Source organism: Herbiconiux sp. SALV-R1, assembly GCF_013113715.1.
Lineage (GTDB): Bacteria > Actinomycetota > Actinomycetes > Actinomycetales > Microbacteriaceae > Herbiconiux.
The window spans coordinates 111,168-129,324 of the sequence record NZ_CP053344.1; the positions used below are offsets into that span (position 1 = coordinate 111,168).

Here is an 18,157-nt window from a genome sequence, read left to right on the forward strand (position 1 = left end):
ACTCGATGTCGGTGGTCCATGATTGAGTGAACCTCATGATCGGCACACGGTGTACCCCCGGGCAGCGGGCCCTCGCGCCCGGCGACGAGTTCGACGTCGTACTCGGCGAGCTGGTCGATCTCGAGCGGGCCATCGCCGCAGCCGAAGGGCGCAGGGCACGTCTGCTCGCCCGGGCCGTCGAGCTGGCCGAGGTGATGAACGGGGTCGCAGACGGCGGGGCCGCCGAGGTCGCCCGGGCCTCAGTGGCGCCCACGCGAGAAGCGGCCCGTCGCTCCCTCGTCGCGGAGGTGGCGTGTGCGACCCGCCGGTCGGAGGGGACGGTGGCGCGCTGGGTGAACGAGGCGGAGTGCCTCGTTCACGATCTGCCGATGTTCCTCCACGAGGTGGAGACGGGTGCGGTCTCCTACGCTCATGCCCGTCGAGCCGTGACCCACGTGCTCAGCCTGCCGCCCGAGGCGCGCTCGTCGTTCGAGGCGCGACTCGTGCCGCTCGCCCACGAGCACACCGCCGCCCGCTTCGACGACCGGGCGCGACGGCTGCGCGAGGAGGCGCATCCGGAGTCGATCATCGATCGCTCGCGGCGGGCGCGCGACGGCAGGGGCGTCTGGTTCGAGCCCGAGCCCGACGGCATGGCCACCCTGCACCATCACCTCCCGGCAGTCGACGCCGTCGCGATCGACGACCTCATCGACCGGGTGGCCCGGTCGCTCCGCGCCGACGACGACCCGCGCACCCACGCGCAGCGCCGCTCCGACGCCCTCGCCGACATCGTGCTCGGTGGGCGCGACGGCGCTCGCCGCATCACGCCGACCATCATCGTCACCGTGCCCGCCGCCACGATCGCGAACGTCTCGCGGGAGCCGGCCGCACTCCACGGCTACGGCCCGATCGATGCCGACACCGCGCGGGCGATCGCCGCCACGGCGCCCACCTTCCTGCGTGCGCTGGTGCACCCCGACACGGGCGACACCATCTCGGTGCTCCGCCGTCGCTACCGCCCGACGGGCGACCTCCGCACGGCCCTCATCGTCGCCGACGAGACCTGCCGCTTCCCCGGGTGTGGGCGGCGTGCGTCGCGCTGCGAACTCGACCACACGCGCGACTGGGCGCTCGGCGGAGACACGAGTCCCGCGAACCTCGCCCACCTGTGCTCGCGCCATCACCACCTCAAGCACGATCACTCCTGGCGGGTCGAGGTGGCGCCCGAAGCCGGCTCGCCCGCCGAGCTGCAAGGCGACGAGTTCGGTCGCAGGCCGCCCGACCATCTGCTCACCACCGCCGAGACCATGCCGAATTCGCGGAGTCTGCTCTTCACGAGTCCGCGGGGCAACAGGTACGTGACGCACGCACCGCGGTTCGGTGTGCCGCCGCGCCCACTCGCGCCCGACAACCCCGCTCCGCCGGCACCGTTCTGAGCCTGAGCCTGAGCCTGAGCCTGAGCGTGCCCTGCCCGGCCCGGCATGCTCTCAGAGCAGCTTGCGCAGCGTGCGGAGGTTGCGCGTGGTGGTCGTCGACTTGAAGCGCGCCTTCGCCAGGTACTTTGCGAACGGGGTGTCGGTGCTGCTCCCCTTGGCGACCTCCCAGTAGAGCACCCCCTCGCCGGGGGAGGTGCGCTCGGGGCCGCCGGCGCCGGCGTCGGGTGCGATCGCCCGGCCCTCCTCCGTGATCTCGGTGAGCACGTTCGAGTCGGAGGTGAACACGACGTAGGGCTGCATCCGCTCGGTCTCCTCGAAGGGGAAGCCGTCGACGATGCCGGCGAGGGCGCCGTGGTCGAGCAGCACGATCCAGGCGTCGTAGCCGAAGCGATCGCCGAGGCCCTTCTCGATGCGCGTCTTAAGTGCAGCATCCTTCGTCGCAGAGCCGCCCTCGTCGGTCTCGAACAGCACGTTGCCCGAGGCGAGCACCGTCTTCACGCCGTCGAAGCCCAGCTCGCAGAACAGGGCGCCGAGCTCCGCGCTCTTCACCGTGATGCCACCCACGTTCACGCCCCGCAGCAGGGCCACCCACTTGGTCATGCCTCACAGTAGACCGTGCTCAGGCGGCCCGGCGCTCCCGCCCGGCGGGGCGCGACGTCTCCTGCGCGGTCCGCAGCTCGACCGGCAGCGGGCGTTTCCGGTCCCGTTCACACTCCTCCCGCCGCACCTCGCCCCACGTCTTCCGGTCGAGCGCGAACTCCACGGCGCCGTCGAGGCGCGAGCGCTCGACGAACCCGAGCCGGGTGGCGAGCGCGACCGAGCGGCGGTTGCGCGCATCCGTCACCGCCGTCACCTCCCGGGCCTCGAGCCGCTCGAAAGCGAGATCGTGCATGGCGCGGGCCGCCTCTGTGGCGTAGCCCCTGCCGCCGTGGCCGGGGTGCAGCACCCAGCCCATCTCGAGCGAGCGCTCGGCCCGGGCGACCTTCCGAAGGTGCAGCGACACGTCGCCGATGAGGCGCCCCTCGAGCTCGACGGCGAGGGCGAGGAAGTCGTCGGCCTGCCACAGCCGCACGTGACGGGTGCGATCGCGCAGGTGCCGCGCCGACTGGCGCCGGTCGCGCTGCGGCCAGGGCAGGAACTCGGTGACGGAGGGCTGGGCCTGCAGCTCGAACCAGTCGTCGACGTCGCGGGCGGTGGTGCGATGGGGCCGCAGCACGAGCCGCTCCGTGCGCAGCTCGCAGGCGTCGAACGGATGCTCGGTGCGTTCCCCGCGCAGCACCCTCGGCCGGCGTACACCCGCCGAGGCGAGCGCGTCTTTCGCGGCACGGAGCGCGCGGCGGGCATCGGAGACGCTGATCTCGATCATCCGGCAGACCGTACGCCGCGATCTCAGGCGGGTCGTGTGCGATCGTGTGAGGTCTCTATGAATAGGCATCGATCGGTATCCGGCCCTTGCGCGCGCTCGGAACAATGGGAGGATGGCAAGCTCTCCCGTCTCCGACGAACTCGCGTCTTCGGGCCGTCGGCGCGCCGTTCTGGCGAAGCTGCCGCGCATGTACCGGCCCGACGGCTCCGCCATCCGGGTCTTGCTCGTCGACGACGAGATGGTGCTCACCAGCCTCGTCAGCCTCGCCCTCGCCTACGAGGGGTGGACCGTCGACGTCGCCCACGACGGCAGCACCGCCCTGCAGAAGTACCGCGAGGAGCGCCCCGACGTCGTGGTGCTCGACATCATGCTCCCCGACACCGACGGCATCTCGCTGCTGCGCCAGCTGCGCGAGCTCGAGGGGTCGGCGCCGACGCTGTTCCTCACCGCGCGCGACTCGGTCGACGACCGCATCATCGGCCTCACCGCCGGCGGCGACGACTACATGACGAAGCCGTTCAGCCTGGAAGAGCTCGTCGCGCGCCTGCGCGGACTCCTCCGCCGCTCGATGATGACCACCTCCGACGAGGACTCCCGCATCGTCGTGGGCGACCTCCTGCTCGACGAGTCGAGCTACGAGGTCAACCGCGGCGGCGACCCGATCTCGCTCACCACCACCGAGTTCGAGCTCTTGCGCTACTTCATGCGCAACCCGCGCCGGGTGCTGTCGCGCGCCCAGATCCTCGACCGGGTGTGGAACTACGACTTCGCCGGCAAGGCCTCCATCGTCGACCTCTACGTCTCGTACCTGCGCAAGAAGATCGACGCCAACCGGCCCTCGATGATCCACACCGTGCGCGGTGTCGGTTACGTGCTGCGGGCGGCGGAGTGACCACGCGGCGCCGCGCCCGCCGGCCGTGGACGCTGAGGAGCCGCCTCGTCGTGGGCACCGCCGGCGTGGTGGCCGCGGTGCTCGTCACCGTCGGGGTGGTGAGCAGCGTCACCCTGGCGAGTTCCATCACCCACGTCGTCGACACGCAGCTGAGCGCCTCGATGTCGTCGTTCACCTACGCCGTGGAGAAGTACCGCTACGGCGTCATGATCGACAGCGGCCGGCACATCGACCCGCACCCCGAGAAGCCCCTCACCGAGTACACCGGGCAGGCGCCGGGCACGGTCATCGCCCTGCTGGAGGAGGGCGACGGCAGCGGCACCACCGACGGCAGCGGCACCACCGGCGGCGGCGACAGCCCGACCGTCATCGACTCCGCCCGCTTCTCCGACTCCGACGCCGAGACTCTCCCGCCCGCCGTCATCGCGCAGCTCGAGGCGGCGTCGCTCGAGCCGGGCACCCAGCAGACCCTGCAGCTCGACGGTCTCGGCAGCTACCGTGTCGCGGTCGAGCCCGACAGCCGGGGCGACCTCCTCGTCACGGGAATCTCCATGGCCACGGCCGACGCGGCGGTGCTGCAGGAGACCGTCGTCATGGTCGTGCTAGCCCTCATCGCGCTGCTCGTCATCGTGGTCGGCGTCATCGTCGTGGTTCGGCTTGCGCTGCGCCCCCTCGACCGGGTGGTGGGCACCGCCGTCGCCGTCACCGACATCCCGCTCGACCGCGGCGACGTGGCCATCACCGCCCGGGTGGGCGAGGCCGACACCGACCCGCGCACCGAGATCGGCAAGGTGGGCGAGGCCCTCAACCAGCTGCTCGCCCACGTCGACGACGCGCTCGCCGTGCGCGCCGAGACCGACCGCCGCATGCGCCGCTTCGTCACCGACGCCAGCCACGAGCTGCGCACCCCGCTCGCGGCCATCCAGGGCTACGCCGAGCTCACCCGGCAAGACGCCGCGTCGCTCCCCGAGATCACCGAGTACTCCCTCGCGCGCATCGAGTCGGAGGCGAAGCGCATGAACTCGCTGGTGAGCGAGCTGCTGCTGCTCGCCCGCATCGACGAGGGCCAAGATCTGCACCTCGACGAGGTCGACCTGGGCGAGGTGGTGCTGAATGCGGTGAGCGACGCCAAGGCCTCCGCCCCCGGTCACCTCTGGTCGGTCGAGGTTCCGGATGCTCCGGCCCTCGTCACGGGCGACCGCGAGCGCCTGCACCAGGTCGTGCTCAACCTGCTCTCGAACGCTGCCGTGCACACCCCCGAGGGCACCCGGGTCTCCGCCACCCTGCGCATCGACCCGGCGACCGTCTCGGGCGAGGCGGGCGGCGAGTCGATCGTGCTCGAGGTCGCCGACGACGGCCCCGGCATTCCCGAGTCGCTGCAGCCCGAGCTGTTCCAGCGTTTCGCCAGGGGCGACTCCTCTCGGTCGCGTCGGGCCGGCAGCACCGGCCTCGGGCTCGCCATCGTCTCCTCGATCGTCGAGGCGCACGACGGCACGATCGCGGTGCACTCCACGCCGGAGGGAACCCGCTTCACGGTGCGGTTCGCGCGCGTCGCCGGCGCGATCGCAGCTCCGCCCGCCGGTCGGGGGCGCCCTCAGGTCATCGAGCCCGCGGGGTAGCTCCCGGTCGGGAACCGTCGGCCGTGGCGTTCTCCGTGGCCGCCGTGGCGAGCCCGTGCGCCGAGCGCTCGCGCCCGACGGCGACCAGACGGATGATCACGGTGGCCACCACGAGCGCCGTCGCGGTGATGACGGCGGCGGTGGCGACCGGTGCCGAGAGGGTCTCGCCCGTGGTGCGCGAGACCGCGACCCACACCAGGCCCCAGGCCAGCGACGCGGTGGGAGCGAGGCGGCCGACGCCGAAGACGGCCAGAGCGAGCCCTGCGAGACCGGCGACGACGACGATCGTGACGCCCCACGCATCCGCTGCGATGCCCCAGCCGTCGAACCCGTCGGCGGTGAGCAGGGCGGTGATGTTCGCGGCGGTCGCGACGCACACCCAGCCCAGGTAGAGGCCCACGGTGCCGTCGATGAGCACCGACTCGACGATGCCCTGGCCCCGGCGCCGGGTGCGCACCACGAGCACGAAGGTGACGAGCAGCGCCACCAGCAGCACCACGATGACGACGGCGCTCAGCGCGAGCAGTCCCGCCTGCACGCTGAGGATCCACGCGGCGTTCAGCAGCAGCGTCGCCGCGACGGGATAGCCCAGGGTGCGTTGCCGCCGTGCCGATTCACCGTCGCGCGACTGCGCCGGGAGCAGCTGCCACACCGCGTAGCCCAGAAGCCCGAGGTAGATGACCGACCAGATCGAGAACGCGGGCCCTGCCGGGGCGAGGAGTGTCGCATCCGCCGACAGTGCGCCACCGGCCGCGTCTTGAATGGGCGTGCCCCCGGCGGCACCCGACCCCACGAACGCGCCCACGACGGCGAGCACGGCGCAGACGGCGACGACGACACGGCGTACGAGGTCGGCTCTCATGGCCACGACCCTACCCACCTCGGTCGCGCTCCGCCCGGGGCACTCCGCCCGAGGGAGGCAGCCGAGCCGCTAGCGTGTGCTCATGGTCTCGCGCAGCATCTCCGCCGCCCGCCGGGTGGTGAGCGGCCCCAACAAGCCCGCCCTCATCGTCTCGCTCCTGGTGTCGCTGTTCGCGGCGCTGTTCGTCACCTCGTACAGCCTCGCCATGAGCGACCCGCAGCCGCACGACGTGCCCATCGGCGTGGTGTCGCCGGGCGTGACGCCCGAGCAGCTCGACCAGGCGCTGGAGTCGGTCACCACCACCTCGTTCGACGTCGAACCGTTCGCCACCGAGGCCGAGGCGAAGAACGCCCTCGAGGAGCAGCAGATCTACGCCGTGCTGGTGACGGATGCGACGGCCGGCTCGTCGACCACCGCCCAGCTGTTCATCTCCAGCGCCTCGGGAGCGTCGATCGCCCGCATCATCGAGGCCGAGGCCGACCAGATCGGGCAGAAGCTCGGCATCACCGTCACGGTCACCGACCTCAACCCGCTGAGCCCGAACGACCCGAGCGGGCTCGTGCTGTTCTACCTGGCGCTCGCCTCCACCATCATCGGCTTCGTCGGAGCCATCCAGACCCGGGTGAACGCGGGCGGCCTCACCCTCGCCGGGGAGCTCGCCTGGGACGCCGGGCGGGCAGCCCTCGTCGGTCTCGTCATCACCCTCACCACCGGCCCGATCTTCGGCTTCGAGACCTTCCCGTTCTTCCCGGTCTGGGGGGTGCTCTCGGTCGCGGTGTTCATCGCCGGCGCCGTGTACAGCTTCTTCCGGGTGGTGATCGGCGGGAAGTGGGCGCTCGTGCCCACGTGGATCCTCTTCATCCTCATCAGCAACCCCTCCTCCGGAGGTGCTGTCGCCCCCGAGCTGCTGCCGCCGTTCTACGAGTTCATGGGCCGCTGGCTGCCCACGGGCGCCACCGTGCGGGCGCTGCGCGACCTCACCTACTTCCCGGAGGCGCCGCACGCCGAGCCCTATCTCGTGCTGGGGGCGTGGCTCGTGCTCTCGACCGCCGGGTTCGTCGTCGCGCGCCGCATCAAGTTCGGGGCGGGGCGGCTCGACCGGGTGGAGACGGTGAAGCCGGATGCGGGCGGGGCGGATGCGCGGACTGCCGAGTCGGAGAAGGACGGTGCGGCGGCGGGGTGACGCGCGGCGGCCGGTCGGGTGACGAGGGCGGCCGGGTGGCGCGCGTCAGCGCGGCACGACCGCCCGGGTGCGGGCGCCGCCGAGGGGCGACGGCTGCAGCTCGAGCCGGCCGCCGATGTGGTCGAGCTGGCGCTGCAGCCGGCCGAGGCCGCTGAGGCCGAGCTCCGACGGTTCGGCGGGGAGCCCGATGCCGTCGTCGTCGAAGGCGAGCACGAACGAGCCCGAGGCGTCGACCGAGAGCTCGAGCTCGAGCGCCGTCGCGCGACCGTGCTTGAGCGCGTTCGACAGCGCCTCCTCGACGATGCGCACGATGAGCAGCCTCCGCTCGGCGGGCAGCACGCGGTTGCCCTCGCCCTCCAGCGCGACGACCTCGTCGCTCACCGCGAGCGAGGTCGCGATCGAGGCGGGGATGCGCTGGAACAGCGCGCGCACGGCAGGCACGGTTCCCTGATCGAGGCGGGCCGGGTAGAGCAGCTCGCTCATCGTGCGCAGGTCTTGCTGGCGCAGCGACCCGAGGTCGTCACGGATGCTGCGGAGCTCGTCAGCGATCGCCGCCCCGCCCTCGAGCGAGCCGGCCGCGTCGATCGCGCTCTCGAGCCGGGCGCCGAGCACGATGAAGCGCTGCTGCACCGTTCCGTGGAGTCCGTCGGCGACCTCCCGCCGCACCCGCAGCTCCTCGCCCTGCAGTGCCTCGAGTGCCGCGGCGGCGCGCACGGTCTGCTCAGCGTAGGCGCGTTCCTCCGTGCGCAAGCGGCGCCGCGCATCCGTCAGCGCCAGCGCGATGGCGAGCGAGATGCCCACCGCGATGGAGGCGGTGACGATCTCGGCGGTCACCTCCGAGATCTGCGACGGGCTGTAGATGCCGAGGCCGAGCTGCAGCGCGCCGCGCAGGGCCGCCGCGCCGACGGCGATCACCGCGCCCGTGCCGAGGCGGCCGGCGAGCCGGCGCTCCTGCGGGTCGAGCAGCGCGATGCCGACGAGCCCGAGACCGACCGCCGCGAAGTTCGCACTGAGCCGCACGGCGAGGTTCAGGGTCTCGGCGACCGGGGTGCCGCCCCGCTGCCACGAGGGCTGGATGCCCAGCACGTAGACCGTCTGCACCGAGATGCCGACCGCGAAGATCGCCATCACCACCCCGAAGGCGAGGATCGTGACCGTGCGGTCGTCGATCCGGTCGCGCGCCGCGGGGGCGTCGGTCACGACGCGGCGCTCTCGTCGATGAAGCGCAGCGCGGCGCCCACCCGCGGGTTGGTCACCCCGCCCGAGGCCAGGCCGAGCTCGGCGTAGATGGCGTTGATGTGGTTGTCGACCGATCGGGATGCGATGCCCAGCCGGGCGGCGATCCCCGCGTTCGACAGGCCCTGGGCGAGCAGGCGCAGCACCTCGTACTGGCGAGGGCTGAGTCGCGCCAGGCCGCTGCCGCGGCGCGGACGCCGGCGCTCGACCAGCTCGGGGTCGAGCGCGGTGCGGCCGTCGGCGGTCACCTCGATGGCGCGCACCACCGAGGCGAGGCTGAGCGCTGAGTCCTTCGAGAGGTAGCTCCAGCCGCGCACGCTCGACCGGGGCAGGTCGAGCAGGGCGTCGAGCGAGTCGGTGGCCGAGAGCAGCAGCACGCCGAGGCGCGGCAGGGAGCGTCGGAGCTCGAGCCCGAGGTCGATGCCCGAACCGTCGCCGAGCTGGATGTCGAGCACCGCGACGTCGGCCTCCGAGTCGGGCACGATGGCCCGTGCGTTCGCGCACGACGACGCCACGGCCACCACCTCGAGCCCCTCGGCGCCGGAGAGAGCGGCCGTGAGCATCTGCCGGTAGAGGGGCTGGTCTTCGACCACCGCTACCCGGATCTTGCGTCTCTCGGCCATCACCTCCATAGTGCCGCATGAATCCCGGAGGCCCGAACCGGCCGACCGGCGGGTGCGCGGGTCGTTCGCGCTGCCCGGGTCAGAGCGTGATCGGCTCGATCAGGGTGGGATCGTCTTTCGGCACGGAGCTGTCTCGCACGTTGTTCACCCGTTTCGAGACCGGGTAGGTGGTCATCGTGCGGGCCACGGCGAGCGAGCTGCGATCGAGCAGGGCGACGAGCGACTCCTTCTCACCCGGCGCCTCCACCTTCATCGGAGAGGTCCAGTCGTCCCAGGTGTCGGGGGTGAGGAAGACGGGCATGCGGTCGTGCACCTCGCCCGAGGCGTCCGCCGCCTCGCGGGTGATGATCGTGAACGAGAGCGACCACTCGCCGTCGGTCTTCTTGAGTTCGTAGAGGCCCGCCGCCGCCAGAAGGTGCTCGGGGCCGTGGATGTAGTGCGGCTGCTTGCCGGTCGGAGTCGCCTCCCACTCATAGTAGCCGTTCATCGGCACCAGGCAGCGGCGCTGGGCGAAGGCGCTGCGGAAGAGGCCGTTCGTCGCCACGCTCTCGAGCCGCGCGTTGATGGGGGCGGGCCCGCCGGGCTTCGCCCAGGAGGGTTTGAGGCCCCATGACGCGCCGTCGATCTCGCGCACGAGCTCGCCGTCGACCAGGCGGTCGCGCACGATCGGGGCGGTCTCGGTGGGCGCGACGTTGTACGAGGGCGTCCAGTCTTCCGGGCGGCCGCCGCGGGCCACGAACTCGCTGATGAGCTCATCGGTCTCGGCGCTCATGGTGAATCTGCCGCACATGTCAGGGGGTCCTTCCGGTGAGGGCGGGGGCGAGGTCGTCGGCGTCGGCAACGGTGCCCGGATGCGGGCCTGCCGTTCTCAGAGCAGGGAGAAGAGTGGCGGGGAGGGCCGTACGGGAGGCGACGACGATGGTGTTGCCGGCGCGAGCATCCGCCACCGTCGACGTCGGACCCGTGACGGCGAGGCCCGGGAACAGCGGCCGGAGCACGGCGAGCTGGGCGCGCAGGGCGGGCAGCCCGTCGTCGTCGGCGATGTTCACGGCGAGCAGGCCCCCCGGGGCCAGTAGCTCGGCGACCGAGGCGTAGAAGTCCGCCGACCTCACGTGGGCCGGGGTGGTGGTGCCGCGGTAGAGGTCGGCGATGACGAGGTCGACCCGGCCGCGGAGCTCGGTGCCGAGCTGCCGCACGTGTTCTGCGGCGTCGCCCGGGTGCACCCGCAGCTCGGTGCCGGGTGGGAGGGGAAGTGCCTCGAGCACGAAGGGGACCAGAGCGGGCTCGAGTTCGATGACGTGCTGGTGCGACCCCGGGCGGGTGGCCTGGAGGTAGCGCGCCAGCGTGAGCGCCCCGGCCCCGAGGTGCAGCACGGTCAGCGGTGCGGCCCCGGGCGGCGGCATCGCGTCGATCACGCCGGCGAGGCGGCGCACGTAGTCGTGACGCAAGGCGGTCGGGTCGACGGGGTCGACGTGCGATTGCGGGTGCCCGTCGACGACGAGCTCGACGGTGGCGGGATCGAGTTCGTCGGGGCGCAGCTCGGCGACGGGCCCGTCGGGCCGGAGTCGGAAGCGCCGTGGCGTGATCATGACGGGTCGCCCGTCGTGATGGTCGCCGGCAGGCCGAGGAACGCGGCGTAGCGGCGGAGGTCGCGTTCGAGGCCCCGCTGGGCGGTGGCGGAGAGCGGGGCGAAGGGGGTCATGGTGAGCGCGACGGAGCGCGCGCCGACCCGGCGGCCCCAGGTTCCCACGATCGTGCCGCGCGACACGAGCATCGGCAGGAAGATGCCGTTGCCGCCCGGCACGATGCGCTCGGCGAACTGCGCAGGCAGGGCGGGGGAGCGGTTGCGGTAGCCGAGGAGGTACTCGTCGAAGCCGGGCAGCGCGTGGTGGCCGGTCGGCGCAGTCGGCGGAGCACCGTCTAGTGGGGCGAACACCGTCGTGCCATCGACGTCGAGGGTGGCGAGCTGGTCGCGGGCGGCGTCGACGCCCGCGGCGGCTTCGGCCTTGGTGAGCTTCGACCACCAGCAGAAGTCGTCGACGGTGACCGCTCCGCGCCCCACGGTGTAGCGGAGCACCAGCTCGCCGAGTGCCGCGGCGCGGGCGGCGGCTGTCGAGAGGTCGAGTTCCCGCCCGGGCGGAGCCCATTCGTCGAGCAGCACCAGCGCCTGCTGCGTGCCGCGGCGCGGACCCCAGCAGACGAGCCCGTCGTGCGCCAGCCACCAGATGAGGTGCATTCCGCGCTGACCGCCCACCTCGATGCCGCCCGCCGTCAGCTGCGCCAGCAACTCGTCTCTCGACGCGGCCCCGCCACCCGCCAGCTCGACCCGCGCGATCTCGCGCGCCCGGGCGAAGGTGTCGTCGTCGAGCTCGAGCTGCCGGTGGCGCGCCGCCATGCCGCGCACGGTCTTCGCGGCGGTGAGGGCGAGCATGAGCCGCAGGTCGTCGGGGGTCGTGACGTGCAGTGTTCCGCGCAGGGGCCACGACCGCACGATGGCGCCCGAGTCGTAGGCGGCGTCGACGTCGGCCATCGTGCTGCCGGGCGCGCGCGACCCGAGCGCCCAGCACGACTGGGCGAAGTCTTGCGCCTGCATCGCGCCGAGCTGTCGCACCACGTCGACGACGTCGACGCTGCCGGGCGTGCGCGCCGGCTCGATCCACTGCGCGGCGAGCCTGCGGGCGAGCAGCTCGCGCGCACCGCGGGCCGTCTGCGCTGGAGGACCGCCGACCGCTGTCATGCGCCCAGTATGCCCCGCCCCTCCGACACCGCGGCGGCAGCTGTGTGGGCGGCGAAGCGCGTCGACGCGTGGTCGACACCGACTCCGCGCGCGGCGCGACCTCAGAGCCGGATCTGCCCCGGGTCGTCGAGCGTCGTCCACCGCCGCCCCGCGGCTCGCAGCGGCGCGAGGAAGACATCGGCAGCCACGAGCTGCGTCAGATCGAAACCGGTGTCGCGCGCGATGTCGGCGATGGGCACCTGGAAGGTGCGGAACCCGGGCAGCGGAGGTGGAGCATCCGTCGCCTGCGCCGACCGCAGGTCGATGCGGTCGAGCTCGTTCGACTGGTCGAGCAGGAACCCGGCGGCGGCCAGTCGCTCACGGCCCGTGTCGTACCAGGCGGCGATCTTCCAGAACCGCTTCGGCAGCTGCACCCCGCGGTAGAGCCGGTCGTCGTCGGCGAACACCGCGCCGGTGAACACGTCGAGCCGCAGGCGGTAGGCCTCGGCGTAGGCGAGCACGTGGTCTTCGAGGCCGTTCCACAGCTCCTTCGACTGGTTGAACGCGGCGGCCTGCGGGGCGGCGTTGGTGTAGGCGAAGGTGTCGTACTCGGCTCGGGCGGCCACCGCATCCGTTCCCCACACCGGGTCGCGGCGGCGCACCAGGTGCCCGCGGTCGAGGTCATTGCGGGAGTAGAGCTCGGGGCCCGCTTGCTCCTCGGCGGGAACGCGCGGGTCGAGGTGCCAGTCGTCGCCGCGCGGCACGTCGCGCAGCAGTCGCCCGTCGATGTTCACGCCCGTGAGCGCGGCGAGCCGCCGCCCCGTGTCGAGCAGCACGCTGAAGTGCGTGTAGTCGAGCCGCCGGATGCTCCTGCCGGCAGCCGCGTCGGCACGCGCCGGCAGGGGGCAGCTCGGCCCGAGGAACAGCTCGTCGAAGCCCTCGCTCGCGCCCGTCGTGTGAGTGTGGTCGGATGCGCGGGTGGGGTCGGACGCGGGTGCAGGGTCGCTGGTCACCATGACCCCAGTCGAGCACGCCTCGCCCGATGCCACCACAAGGAGCCCGGTCCGGCGGCGAAACGACGGAGCCTCTCTGCCGAACGTAGCTGAAACTCCGTCGTTCGGCCGGAACCGCCCGATACTCCGTCGTTCGGCGGACGCGGCCGCGCAGAAAGACGGATGCGGGGCCCGCGTTGTCGCCGAGCCCCGCATCGTGTCCCGCCCCCTGAGGGCGGCAGCCGCACGCAGTCCCGATCTGCTTGCGACTTGAGACTTCAATATCGCATACCCAATTCCCGTTTGCCAACCCCTGACGCCGATTTCCTCGACAGGTGACGATTGATGATGCGCATGCATGAAAAAAGCCCCCGGGTGACCCGGGGGCGATGGTGGCTCCGACCGGCATCGATCCGGTGACCTTTCGATTTTCAGTCGAACGCTCTACCAACTGAGCTACAGAGCCGAGTGGAGGATGCGCCTGGGCACATCGCGCCGCTCTAGCGAAAAGCCCTTCCGTTCGGAAGGGCTTCGCGCCTGGCGACCCTGACGGGACTTGAACCCGCGACCTCCGCCGTGACAGGGCGGCACGCTAACCAACTGCGCTACAGGGCCTTACTTGTGTTCCTATTGTATCTGCTGCCGTTCCGCATCCCGACCCGGATCGCGCCGGAGTCTTCGTGACCCCAACGGGATTCGAACCCGTGCTACCGCCGTGAAAGGGCGGCGTCCTAGGCCGCTAAACGATGGGGCCGCGGCGACAACTCCACGAGTATGCCACAACCTGCCCACAGGTTCCAATTCGAGGGGCAGTTCTCCACACCCGCCACAATGTCCGGGAATCCCCGATGGGTGCTTGTTAGGTTGGCACGGCACGCACGACCAGTTCGAGGAGCCATGCACACCACTCATCCCGCGACGACGCGCAGCCGCCCCAGACGCCCGAGGAGACGCCTGGGAGCCACGCTCGCCGCCACGGCGTCGCTGGTCGCCGCCGCCGTGTTCTCGGGAGGTCCGGCGTTCGCCGATGACTATCCGAGCTGGGACGACGTGAAGAACGCCCAGGCGAACGAGAGTGCGAAGCAAGACGAGATCACCCGCATCGAGGGGCTCATCCAGAGCATCAGCTCGCAGGTCAGCGCCGCCCAGGCCCTCTCCACCCAGCGGGGCGAGGAGTACCAGGTCGCCCAGACCGCCTTCGACACCGCGAGCTACGTGGCCGACGAGCTCGAGGCGCAGGCCGAGGAGGCCTCCGCCGAGGCCGAGCGCTCGAATACGCAGGCGGGCCTGCTCGCCGCACAGCTCGCCCGCACCGGCGGCAACGACATCACGCTCAACCTCATGGTGGGCGGCGAGCAGTTCTCGAACGACCTGCTCTACCAGCTCGGTGCGATGAGCAAGCTCACCGAGAAGACCGCGCAGATCTACGCGAAGGCCCAGCAAGACACCAACACGGCGACCGCCCTCACCGCCCAGGCGACCGTCGCGCGCAACGAGCTCAAGGGTCTCGCCGAGGAGGCCCAGCGCCTGTTCGCCGAGGCCGTCGTCGCCCAGCAGGCCGCCGAGGCGGCGCTGCAGGAGCAGCAAGACCACGAGGTCGAGCTCACCGCCCAGCTCGCGGTGCTCAAGGAGAACCGCGCCGCCACCGAGGCCGACTACCAGAAGGGCGTCGAGGCGCGCGCCGAAGCCGCCCGCGCCGCCGCGGCGGCGGGTCTGCCGACTCTCCCCTTCATCGCGGCCAGCGGCTGGGCGAGCCCCTTCCCGGGCTCGTACTCCTCCGACGAGTTCGGCATGCGCGTCAACCCCGTCTCGGGCGCCTACATCATGCACTCCGGTCTCGACCTGGTGTACTCCGGCGGCACCTGCGGCGCCTATGTCTACGCCTCGGCCGAGGGCCTCGTCACCTACGCGGGCTGGAACGGCGGCTACGGCAACTTCGTGCAGGTCGACCACGGTGGCGGCATCGCCACCGCCTACGGCCACAACACCACCCTCCTGGTCGGCAACGGCGACTACGTGCAGGTCGGGCAGCCGATCGCGCTCGCTGGCACCACCGGCAACTCCACCGGCTGCCACGTGCACTACGAGGTACGCGTGAGTGGAGGAGCGGTGAACCCCAGGGCCTTCATGGCCAACGTCGGCATCGAGTTCGGCTGACCGGCGACGAGCGCACACCAGCGTGACAACGTGAGAGCGAGACGAGCATGACGACCACCGACACCAGAACCAGGCCCTCGCCGTCGCGGCGGTCGTCACGGATGCGCGGCGAACCGGGCAGGCGCCGTCGCCTCTCCCCGTCGAGGTTCGTCGCCGGAGCAGCCCTCGCCGTGGCGCTCCTCGCCGTCGACGTGTTCCGCGGTTCCGAGGGCGCCTTCGCCGTCGACTACCCGAGCTGGGAAGACGTGCTCGCCGCCCGCGGCAACGAGGCGACGAAGCAGGCCGAGGTGGAGCGCATCCAGGGTCTCATCGCGCAGCTGCGCACCGAGGTGCAGCAGGCGCAGGAGTTCGCCGACCTCAAGGCCGACGAGTACTCCGAGGCGCAAGACGTCTACGACACCGCCGTGTTCCGCGCCGAGGAACTCGCCGTGCAGGCCACCGAGGCCACCGCCCGCGCCGAGGAGTCGAACCGGCAGGCCGGTCAACTCATCACGCAGTTCACCCGCTCGGGCGGAACCGACCTCACCCTGAACCTCATCGTCGCCGGCGACGGCACCGAAGACCTGCTCTACCAGCTCGGCGCCATGAGCCAGCTGTCGCAGGCCACCGGCCGCCTCTCCGACCAGGCGGCCCAAGATCGCAACACCGCCGCGGCCCTCACCGCCCAGGCCGACATCGCCGAGCGCGAGCTCGAGGCGCTGAAGGTCGCCGCCGAGCTCGCCCTCGAGGAAGCCCTCGCCGCGCAGGTCGCGGTGGAGGCGGCGCTCGCCGAGGAGGAGGCCCAGGGCATCGTGCTCGAGGAGCAGCTCAAGGCGCTCACCGAGCAGACCGCGAAGACCGAGGCGCAGTACCAGGAGGGCGTCGAGGAGCGCCGCCGTCAGGAGGAGCGGGCCCGCGAGGAGGCGCGTCGCGCCGCCGAGGAGGCTGCCCGCGACCGCGGCGGCCCGCCGCCCGTCTCCGTCTCGGGCTGGGGCTCGCCGCTCTCGGCCTGGCGCGTCACCTCCGAGTTCGGCATGCGCTTCCACCCCATCGCGCACGTCAACCGCCTGCACGCCGGCATCGACCTGGTGCAGGCCGGGGGCGGTACCTGCGGCGCCCCCGTCTACGCCTCGGCGGCCGGCACCGTGGTGCAGTCGGGCTACAACGGCGGCCTCGGCTACTCCGTCACGATCGCCCACGGCGGCGGCCTCACCACGGTGTACGGCCACAACAGCTCGCTCGTCGCCGGTCGCGGCGCCGAGGTGGGCGGCGGGCAGCTCATCGCCTACGCCGGCACCACCGGCTCGTCGACCGGCTGCCACGTGCACTTCGAGACCCGCGTGAACGGGGTCGCCCAGAACCCGCGCAACTACGTGGGGTTCTAGACACGATCGACCCGTCACGATTCGCCCTCCGGAAGCTCTGAGAGGGCGAATCGTGACGGGTCGATGGGGGCCGCGGGCGCAGCCCGCGAGCCTGAGGGCTAGTGCGCGCCCTCTTCTGCCAGCTTGGTGATGCCCGCCTGCACGATGGCGTCGGCCTCGGCGGCGTCGCCCCAGCCCTCGATGTTCACGAACTTGTTCGGCTCGAGGTCTTTGTAGCGGGCGAAGAAGTGCTCGATCTCCTTGCGGGTCTGCTCGGGGATGTCGTTCACGTCCTGGATGTGCGCCCAGCGCGGGTCTTTGTGAGGCACCACGACCACCTTGGCGTCGGAGCCCGCCTCGTCGCTCATGTTGAGCACACCCACGGGCCGCACCTTGACGCCCACACCCGGGAACACCGGGTACTCGAGCAGCACGAGCGCGTCGACGGGGTCTCCGTCGAGGCCGAGCGTGTTCTCGAAGTAGCCGTAGTCGGTGGGGTAGACGAAGCTCGTGAACAGCACGCGGTCGAGGTAGACGCGACCGGTCTCGTGGTCGACCTCGTACTTGTTGCGGCTGCCCTTAGGGATCTCGACGACGACGTCGTACTCGGCCATGCTGATGCTCCTCGATCGGTAGGGGGGAAACTGCACTAACGTTACTTGATGCCCACGAACGACCGCCGCCCGCGCCTCACGCCGGCGATAGCGGATGCGCGGCGAGCGGTGCGCGAGAGCCTCGCCACGATCGCTTCCGACGCGGGCGACCCGCCGGACCCGCACCCCCTCGTGCTCGTCGCACTGAGCGGAGGCGCCGACTCCCTCGCCCTCGCCGCGGCCACCGCGTTCGAGGCACCCCGAGCAGGCCTCGCGGCCGGAGCGGTCGTCGTCGACCACGGCCTCCAGGAGAACTCGGATGCGGTCGCCGTCCGCGCCGCCGACCAGGCCCGCGCCCTCGGCCTCGACCCCGTCGTCGTGACGCGCGTCGCCGTGGAGGCCTCGCATCCGGCCGGCCCCGAGGGCGCGGCCCGCGCGGCCCGCTACGCGGCGCTCGACGCCGAGGCGGCGCGGCTCGGCGCCCGCGCCCTGCTGCTCGCCCACACCCTCGACGATCAGGCCGAGACCGTGCTGCTCGGCCTCGCCCGGGGCGCCGGTGCCGCGAGCCTGTCGGGCATGGCGCCGGTCACGCCCGCCACCGACGCGGTGCCCGCGCGCCTGCGCCCCTTCCTCGGCCTCCGCCGCGCCGACACCGAGGCGTGCTGCGCCGACTCCGGCCTCGAGCCGTGGCACGACCCGCACAACGCCGACCCCTCCTATGCGCGCGTGCGCGTGCGCCGCTCGGTGCTTCCCGTGCTCGAGGCACAGCTCGGCCCTGGCATCGCCGAGGCGCTCGCCCGCACCGCCGAGCAGCTGCGCGAAGACGACACCACCCTCCACGACATGGCGATCGAGACCATCGAGGACCTCGTCGAACCGGCCGAGGCCGGCATCGCCATCTCGGCGGGAGCGCTCGAGGCGAACCCGCCCTCGCTCCGCAACCGTATCATCCGGTACGTCGTCGCGAGCGAGTTCGGGGTGGCGCTCTCGCGCTCGCAGACCCTCGCCGTGGCGGCCCTCGTCACCGACTGGCACGGTCAGAAGGGCGTCGACCTGCCAGGGATTAGAGTGGTGCGGCAGGGTGCGCGGGTGGAGTTCTCGCGCCGGCCCGCGGGAGACCCGACGCCCCGCTGACAGCCCTGACGCACGATCGACAGGAG

The 18,157-nt window shown here is 72.0% G+C and carries 17 protein-coding genes and 3 tRNA genes; 7 read left to right on the plus strand and 13 right to left on the minus strand.

Annotation, left to right across the window (positions count from 1 at the left end):
* The first annotated feature begins 35 nt into the window (after positions 1–35).
* Complete coding sequence (locus HL652_RS00570; RefSeq protein WP_171703505.1) at positions 36–1,415, plus strand: HNH endonuclease signature motif containing protein; 1,380 nt, start codon at positions 36–38, stop codon at positions 1,413–1,415.
* 51 nt (positions 1,416–1,466) lie between these two features.
* Here HL652_RS00570 and HL652_RS00575 read toward each other — a convergent pair whose 3' ends face one another.
* Complete coding sequence (locus HL652_RS00575) at positions 1,467–2,015, minus strand: DUF1697 domain-containing protein (RefSeq protein ID WP_171703506.1); 549 nt, start codon at positions 2,013–2,015, stop codon at positions 1,467–1,469.
* Positions 2,016–2,034: 19 nt separating this feature from the next.
* Complete coding sequence (locus tag HL652_RS00580; RefSeq protein ID WP_171703507.1) at positions 2,035–2,781, minus strand: GNAT family N-acetyltransferase; 747 nt, start codon at positions 2,779–2,781, stop codon at positions 2,035–2,037.
* Positions 2,782–2,968: 187 nt separating this feature from the next.
* Here HL652_RS00580 and HL652_RS00585 point away from each other — a divergent pair, with 187 nt between their 5' ends.
* Both HL652_RS00585 and HL652_RS00590 read left to right on the plus strand, forming a co-directional pair.
* Positions 2,969–3,673, plus strand: a complete 705-nt coding sequence (locus tag HL652_RS00585; RefSeq protein ID WP_171707098.1) for a response regulator transcription factor — start codon at positions 2,969–2,971, stop codon at positions 3,671–3,673.
* A complete protein-coding gene (locus HL652_RS00590; protein WP_171703508.1) occupies positions 3,670–5,292 on the plus strand; it encodes a sensor histidine kinase in 1,623 nt (540 codons plus the stop codon). The genes HL652_RS00585 and HL652_RS00590 overlap by 4 nt, the downstream gene beginning before the upstream one ends.
* Here the strand turns inward: HL652_RS00590 and HL652_RS00595 are convergent.
* Complete coding sequence (locus HL652_RS00595) at positions 5,273–6,154, minus strand: tryptophan-rich sensory protein (protein WP_171703509.1); 882 nt, start codon at positions 6,152–6,154, stop codon at positions 5,273–5,275. The genes HL652_RS00590 and HL652_RS00595 overlap by 20 nt on opposite strands.
* 82 nt (positions 6,155–6,236) lie before the next feature.
* On the opposite strand from HL652_RS00595, the gene HL652_RS00600 reads away from it, so the two are divergent.
* Positions 6,237–7,337 (plus strand): ABC transporter permease, encoded by a 1,101-nt coding sequence (locus tag HL652_RS00600; protein ID WP_171703510.1) that lies wholly within the window; start codon positions 6,237–6,239, stop codon positions 7,335–7,337.
* Between the two features lie 45 nt (positions 7,338–7,382).
* On the opposite strand, the gene HL652_RS00605 is transcribed toward HL652_RS00600, so the two are convergent.
* From HL652_RS00605 to HL652_RS00645, 9 genes are all read right to left on the minus strand, one after another.
* On the minus strand, positions 7,383–8,537 hold the full coding sequence (locus HL652_RS00605) for a sensor histidine kinase (RefSeq protein WP_171703511.1): 1,155 nt from the start codon (positions 8,535–8,537) through the stop codon (positions 7,383–7,385).
* Positions 8,534–9,196: a response regulator transcription factor gene (locus HL652_RS00610; protein ID WP_171703512.1), complete on the minus strand. Its 663-nt coding sequence runs from the start codon at positions 9,194–9,196 to the stop codon at positions 8,534–8,536. Before HL652_RS00610 ends, HL652_RS00605 begins: the two co-directional genes overlap by 4 nt.
* Before the next feature lie 79 nt (positions 9,197–9,275).
* Positions 9,276–9,986, minus strand: coding sequence for an SOS response-associated peptidase (locus HL652_RS00615; protein ID WP_171703513.1), 711 nt, complete (start codon positions 9,984–9,986; stop codon positions 9,276–9,278).
* Position 9,987: 1 nt separating this feature from the next.
* Positions 9,988–10,785, minus strand: a complete 798-nt coding sequence (locus tag HL652_RS00620) for a spermidine synthase (protein WP_171703514.1) — start codon at positions 10,783–10,785, stop codon at positions 9,988–9,990.
* Complete coding sequence (locus HL652_RS00625; protein WP_171703515.1) at positions 10,782–11,933, minus strand: winged helix DNA-binding domain-containing protein; 1,152 nt, start codon at positions 11,931–11,933, stop codon at positions 10,782–10,784. Before HL652_RS00625 ends, HL652_RS00620 begins: the two co-directional genes overlap by 4 nt.
* A 101-nt stretch (positions 11,934–12,034) precedes the next feature.
* Positions 12,035–12,928: a DNA/RNA non-specific endonuclease gene (locus HL652_RS00630; RefSeq protein WP_171703516.1), complete on the minus strand. Its 894-nt coding sequence runs from the start codon at positions 12,926–12,928 to the stop codon at positions 12,035–12,037.
* A gap of 366 nt (positions 12,929–13,294) precedes the next feature.
* Positions 13,295–13,370: transfer RNA gene (locus HL652_RS00635), tRNA-Phe, on the minus strand.
* A gap of 72 nt (positions 13,371–13,442) precedes the next feature.
* Positions 13,443–13,519, minus strand: a tRNA-Asp gene (locus tag HL652_RS00640).
* A gap of 66 nt (positions 13,520–13,585) precedes the next feature.
* Positions 13,586–13,658, minus strand: a tRNA-Glu gene (locus HL652_RS00645).
* A 143-nt stretch (positions 13,659–13,801) separates the two neighbouring features.
* Between HL652_RS00645 and HL652_RS00650 the strand changes: the two genes are divergently transcribed.
* Together HL652_RS00650 and HL652_RS00655 are read left to right on the plus strand one after the other, a co-directional pair.
* Positions 13,802–15,061 (plus strand): M23 family metallopeptidase, encoded by a 1,260-nt coding sequence (locus HL652_RS00650; protein WP_171703517.1) that lies wholly within the window; start codon positions 13,802–13,804, stop codon positions 15,059–15,061.
* Between the two features lie 47 nt (positions 15,062–15,108).
* On the plus strand, positions 15,109–16,425 hold the full coding sequence (locus tag HL652_RS00655) for a M23 family metallopeptidase (RefSeq protein ID WP_171703518.1): 1,317 nt from the start codon (positions 15,109–15,111) through the stop codon (positions 16,423–16,425).
* A gap of 98 nt (positions 16,426–16,523) precedes the next feature.
* On the opposite strand, the gene HL652_RS00660 is transcribed toward HL652_RS00655, so the two are convergent.
* The gene (locus HL652_RS00660) at positions 16,524–17,018 is read right to left on the minus strand and encodes an inorganic diphosphatase (RefSeq protein WP_171703519.1); all 495 of its coding nucleotides are present in this window, start codon (positions 17,016–17,018) and stop codon (positions 16,524–16,526) included.
* Between the two features lie 48 nt (positions 17,019–17,066).
* Between HL652_RS00660 and tilS the strand changes: the two genes are divergently transcribed.
* The gene (gene tilS / locus HL652_RS00665) at positions 17,067–18,131 is read left to right on the plus strand and encodes a tRNA lysidine(34) synthetase TilS (RefSeq protein ID WP_171703520.1); all 1,065 of its coding nucleotides are present in this window, start codon (positions 17,067–17,069) and stop codon (positions 18,129–18,131) included.
* Positions 18,132–18,157: the final 26 nt, after the last annotated feature.

Excerpts from the sequence above, each read along its gene's own strand:
- HL652_RS00570 (WP_171703505.1), top strand. The coding sequence starts at position 36 with ATGATCGGCACACGGTGTACCCCCGGGCAGCGGGCCCTCGCGCCCGGC.
- HL652_RS00575 (WP_171703506.1), bottom strand. The coding sequence starts at position 2,015 with ATGACCAAGTGGGTGGCCCTGCTGCGGGGCGTGAACGTGGGTGGCATC.
- HL652_RS00580 (WP_171703507.1), bottom strand. The coding sequence starts at position 2,781 with ATGATCGAGATCAGCGTCTCCGATGCCCGCCGCGCGCTCCGTGCCGCG.
- HL652_RS00585 (WP_171707098.1), top strand. The coding sequence starts at position 2,969 with ATGTACCGGCCCGACGGCTCCGCCATCCGGGTCTTGCTCGTCGACGAC.
- HL652_RS00595 (WP_171703509.1), bottom strand. The coding sequence starts at position 6,154 with ATGAGAGCCGACCTCGTACGCCGTGTCGTCGTCGCCGTCTGCGCCGTG.
- HL652_RS00600 (WP_171703510.1), top strand. The coding sequence starts at position 6,237 with ATGGTCTCGCGCAGCATCTCCGCCGCCCGCCGGGTGGTGAGCGGCCCC.
- HL652_RS00610 (WP_171703512.1), bottom strand. The coding sequence starts at position 9,196 with ATGGCCGAGAGACGCAAGATCCGGGTAGCGGTGGTCGAAGACCAGCCC.
- HL652_RS00615 (WP_171703513.1), bottom strand. The coding sequence starts at position 9,986 with ATGTGCGGCAGATTCACCATGAGCGCCGAGACCGATGAGCTCATCAGC.
- HL652_RS00620 (WP_171703514.1), bottom strand. The coding sequence starts at position 10,785 with ATGATCACGCCACGGCGCTTCCGACTCCGGCCCGACGGGCCCGTCGCC.
- HL652_RS00625 (WP_171703515.1), bottom strand. The coding sequence starts at position 11,933 with ATGACAGCGGTCGGCGGTCCTCCAGCGCAGACGGCCCGCGGTGCGCGC.
- HL652_RS00630 (WP_171703516.1), bottom strand. The coding sequence starts at position 12,928 with ATGGTGACCAGCGACCCTGCACCCGCGTCCGACCCCACCCGCGCATCC.
- HL652_RS00650 (WP_171703517.1), top strand. The coding sequence starts at position 13,802 with ATGCACACCACTCATCCCGCGACGACGCGCAGCCGCCCCAGACGCCCG.
- HL652_RS00655 (WP_171703518.1), top strand. The coding sequence starts at position 15,109 with ATGACGACCACCGACACCAGAACCAGGCCCTCGCCGTCGCGGCGGTCG.
- HL652_RS00660 (WP_171703519.1), bottom strand. The coding sequence starts at position 17,018 with ATGGCCGAGTACGACGTCGTCGTCGAGATCCCTAAGGGCAGCCGCAAC.
- tilS (WP_171703520.1), top strand. The coding sequence starts at position 17,067 with ATGCCCACGAACGACCGCCGCCCGCGCCTCACGCCGGCGATAGCGGAT.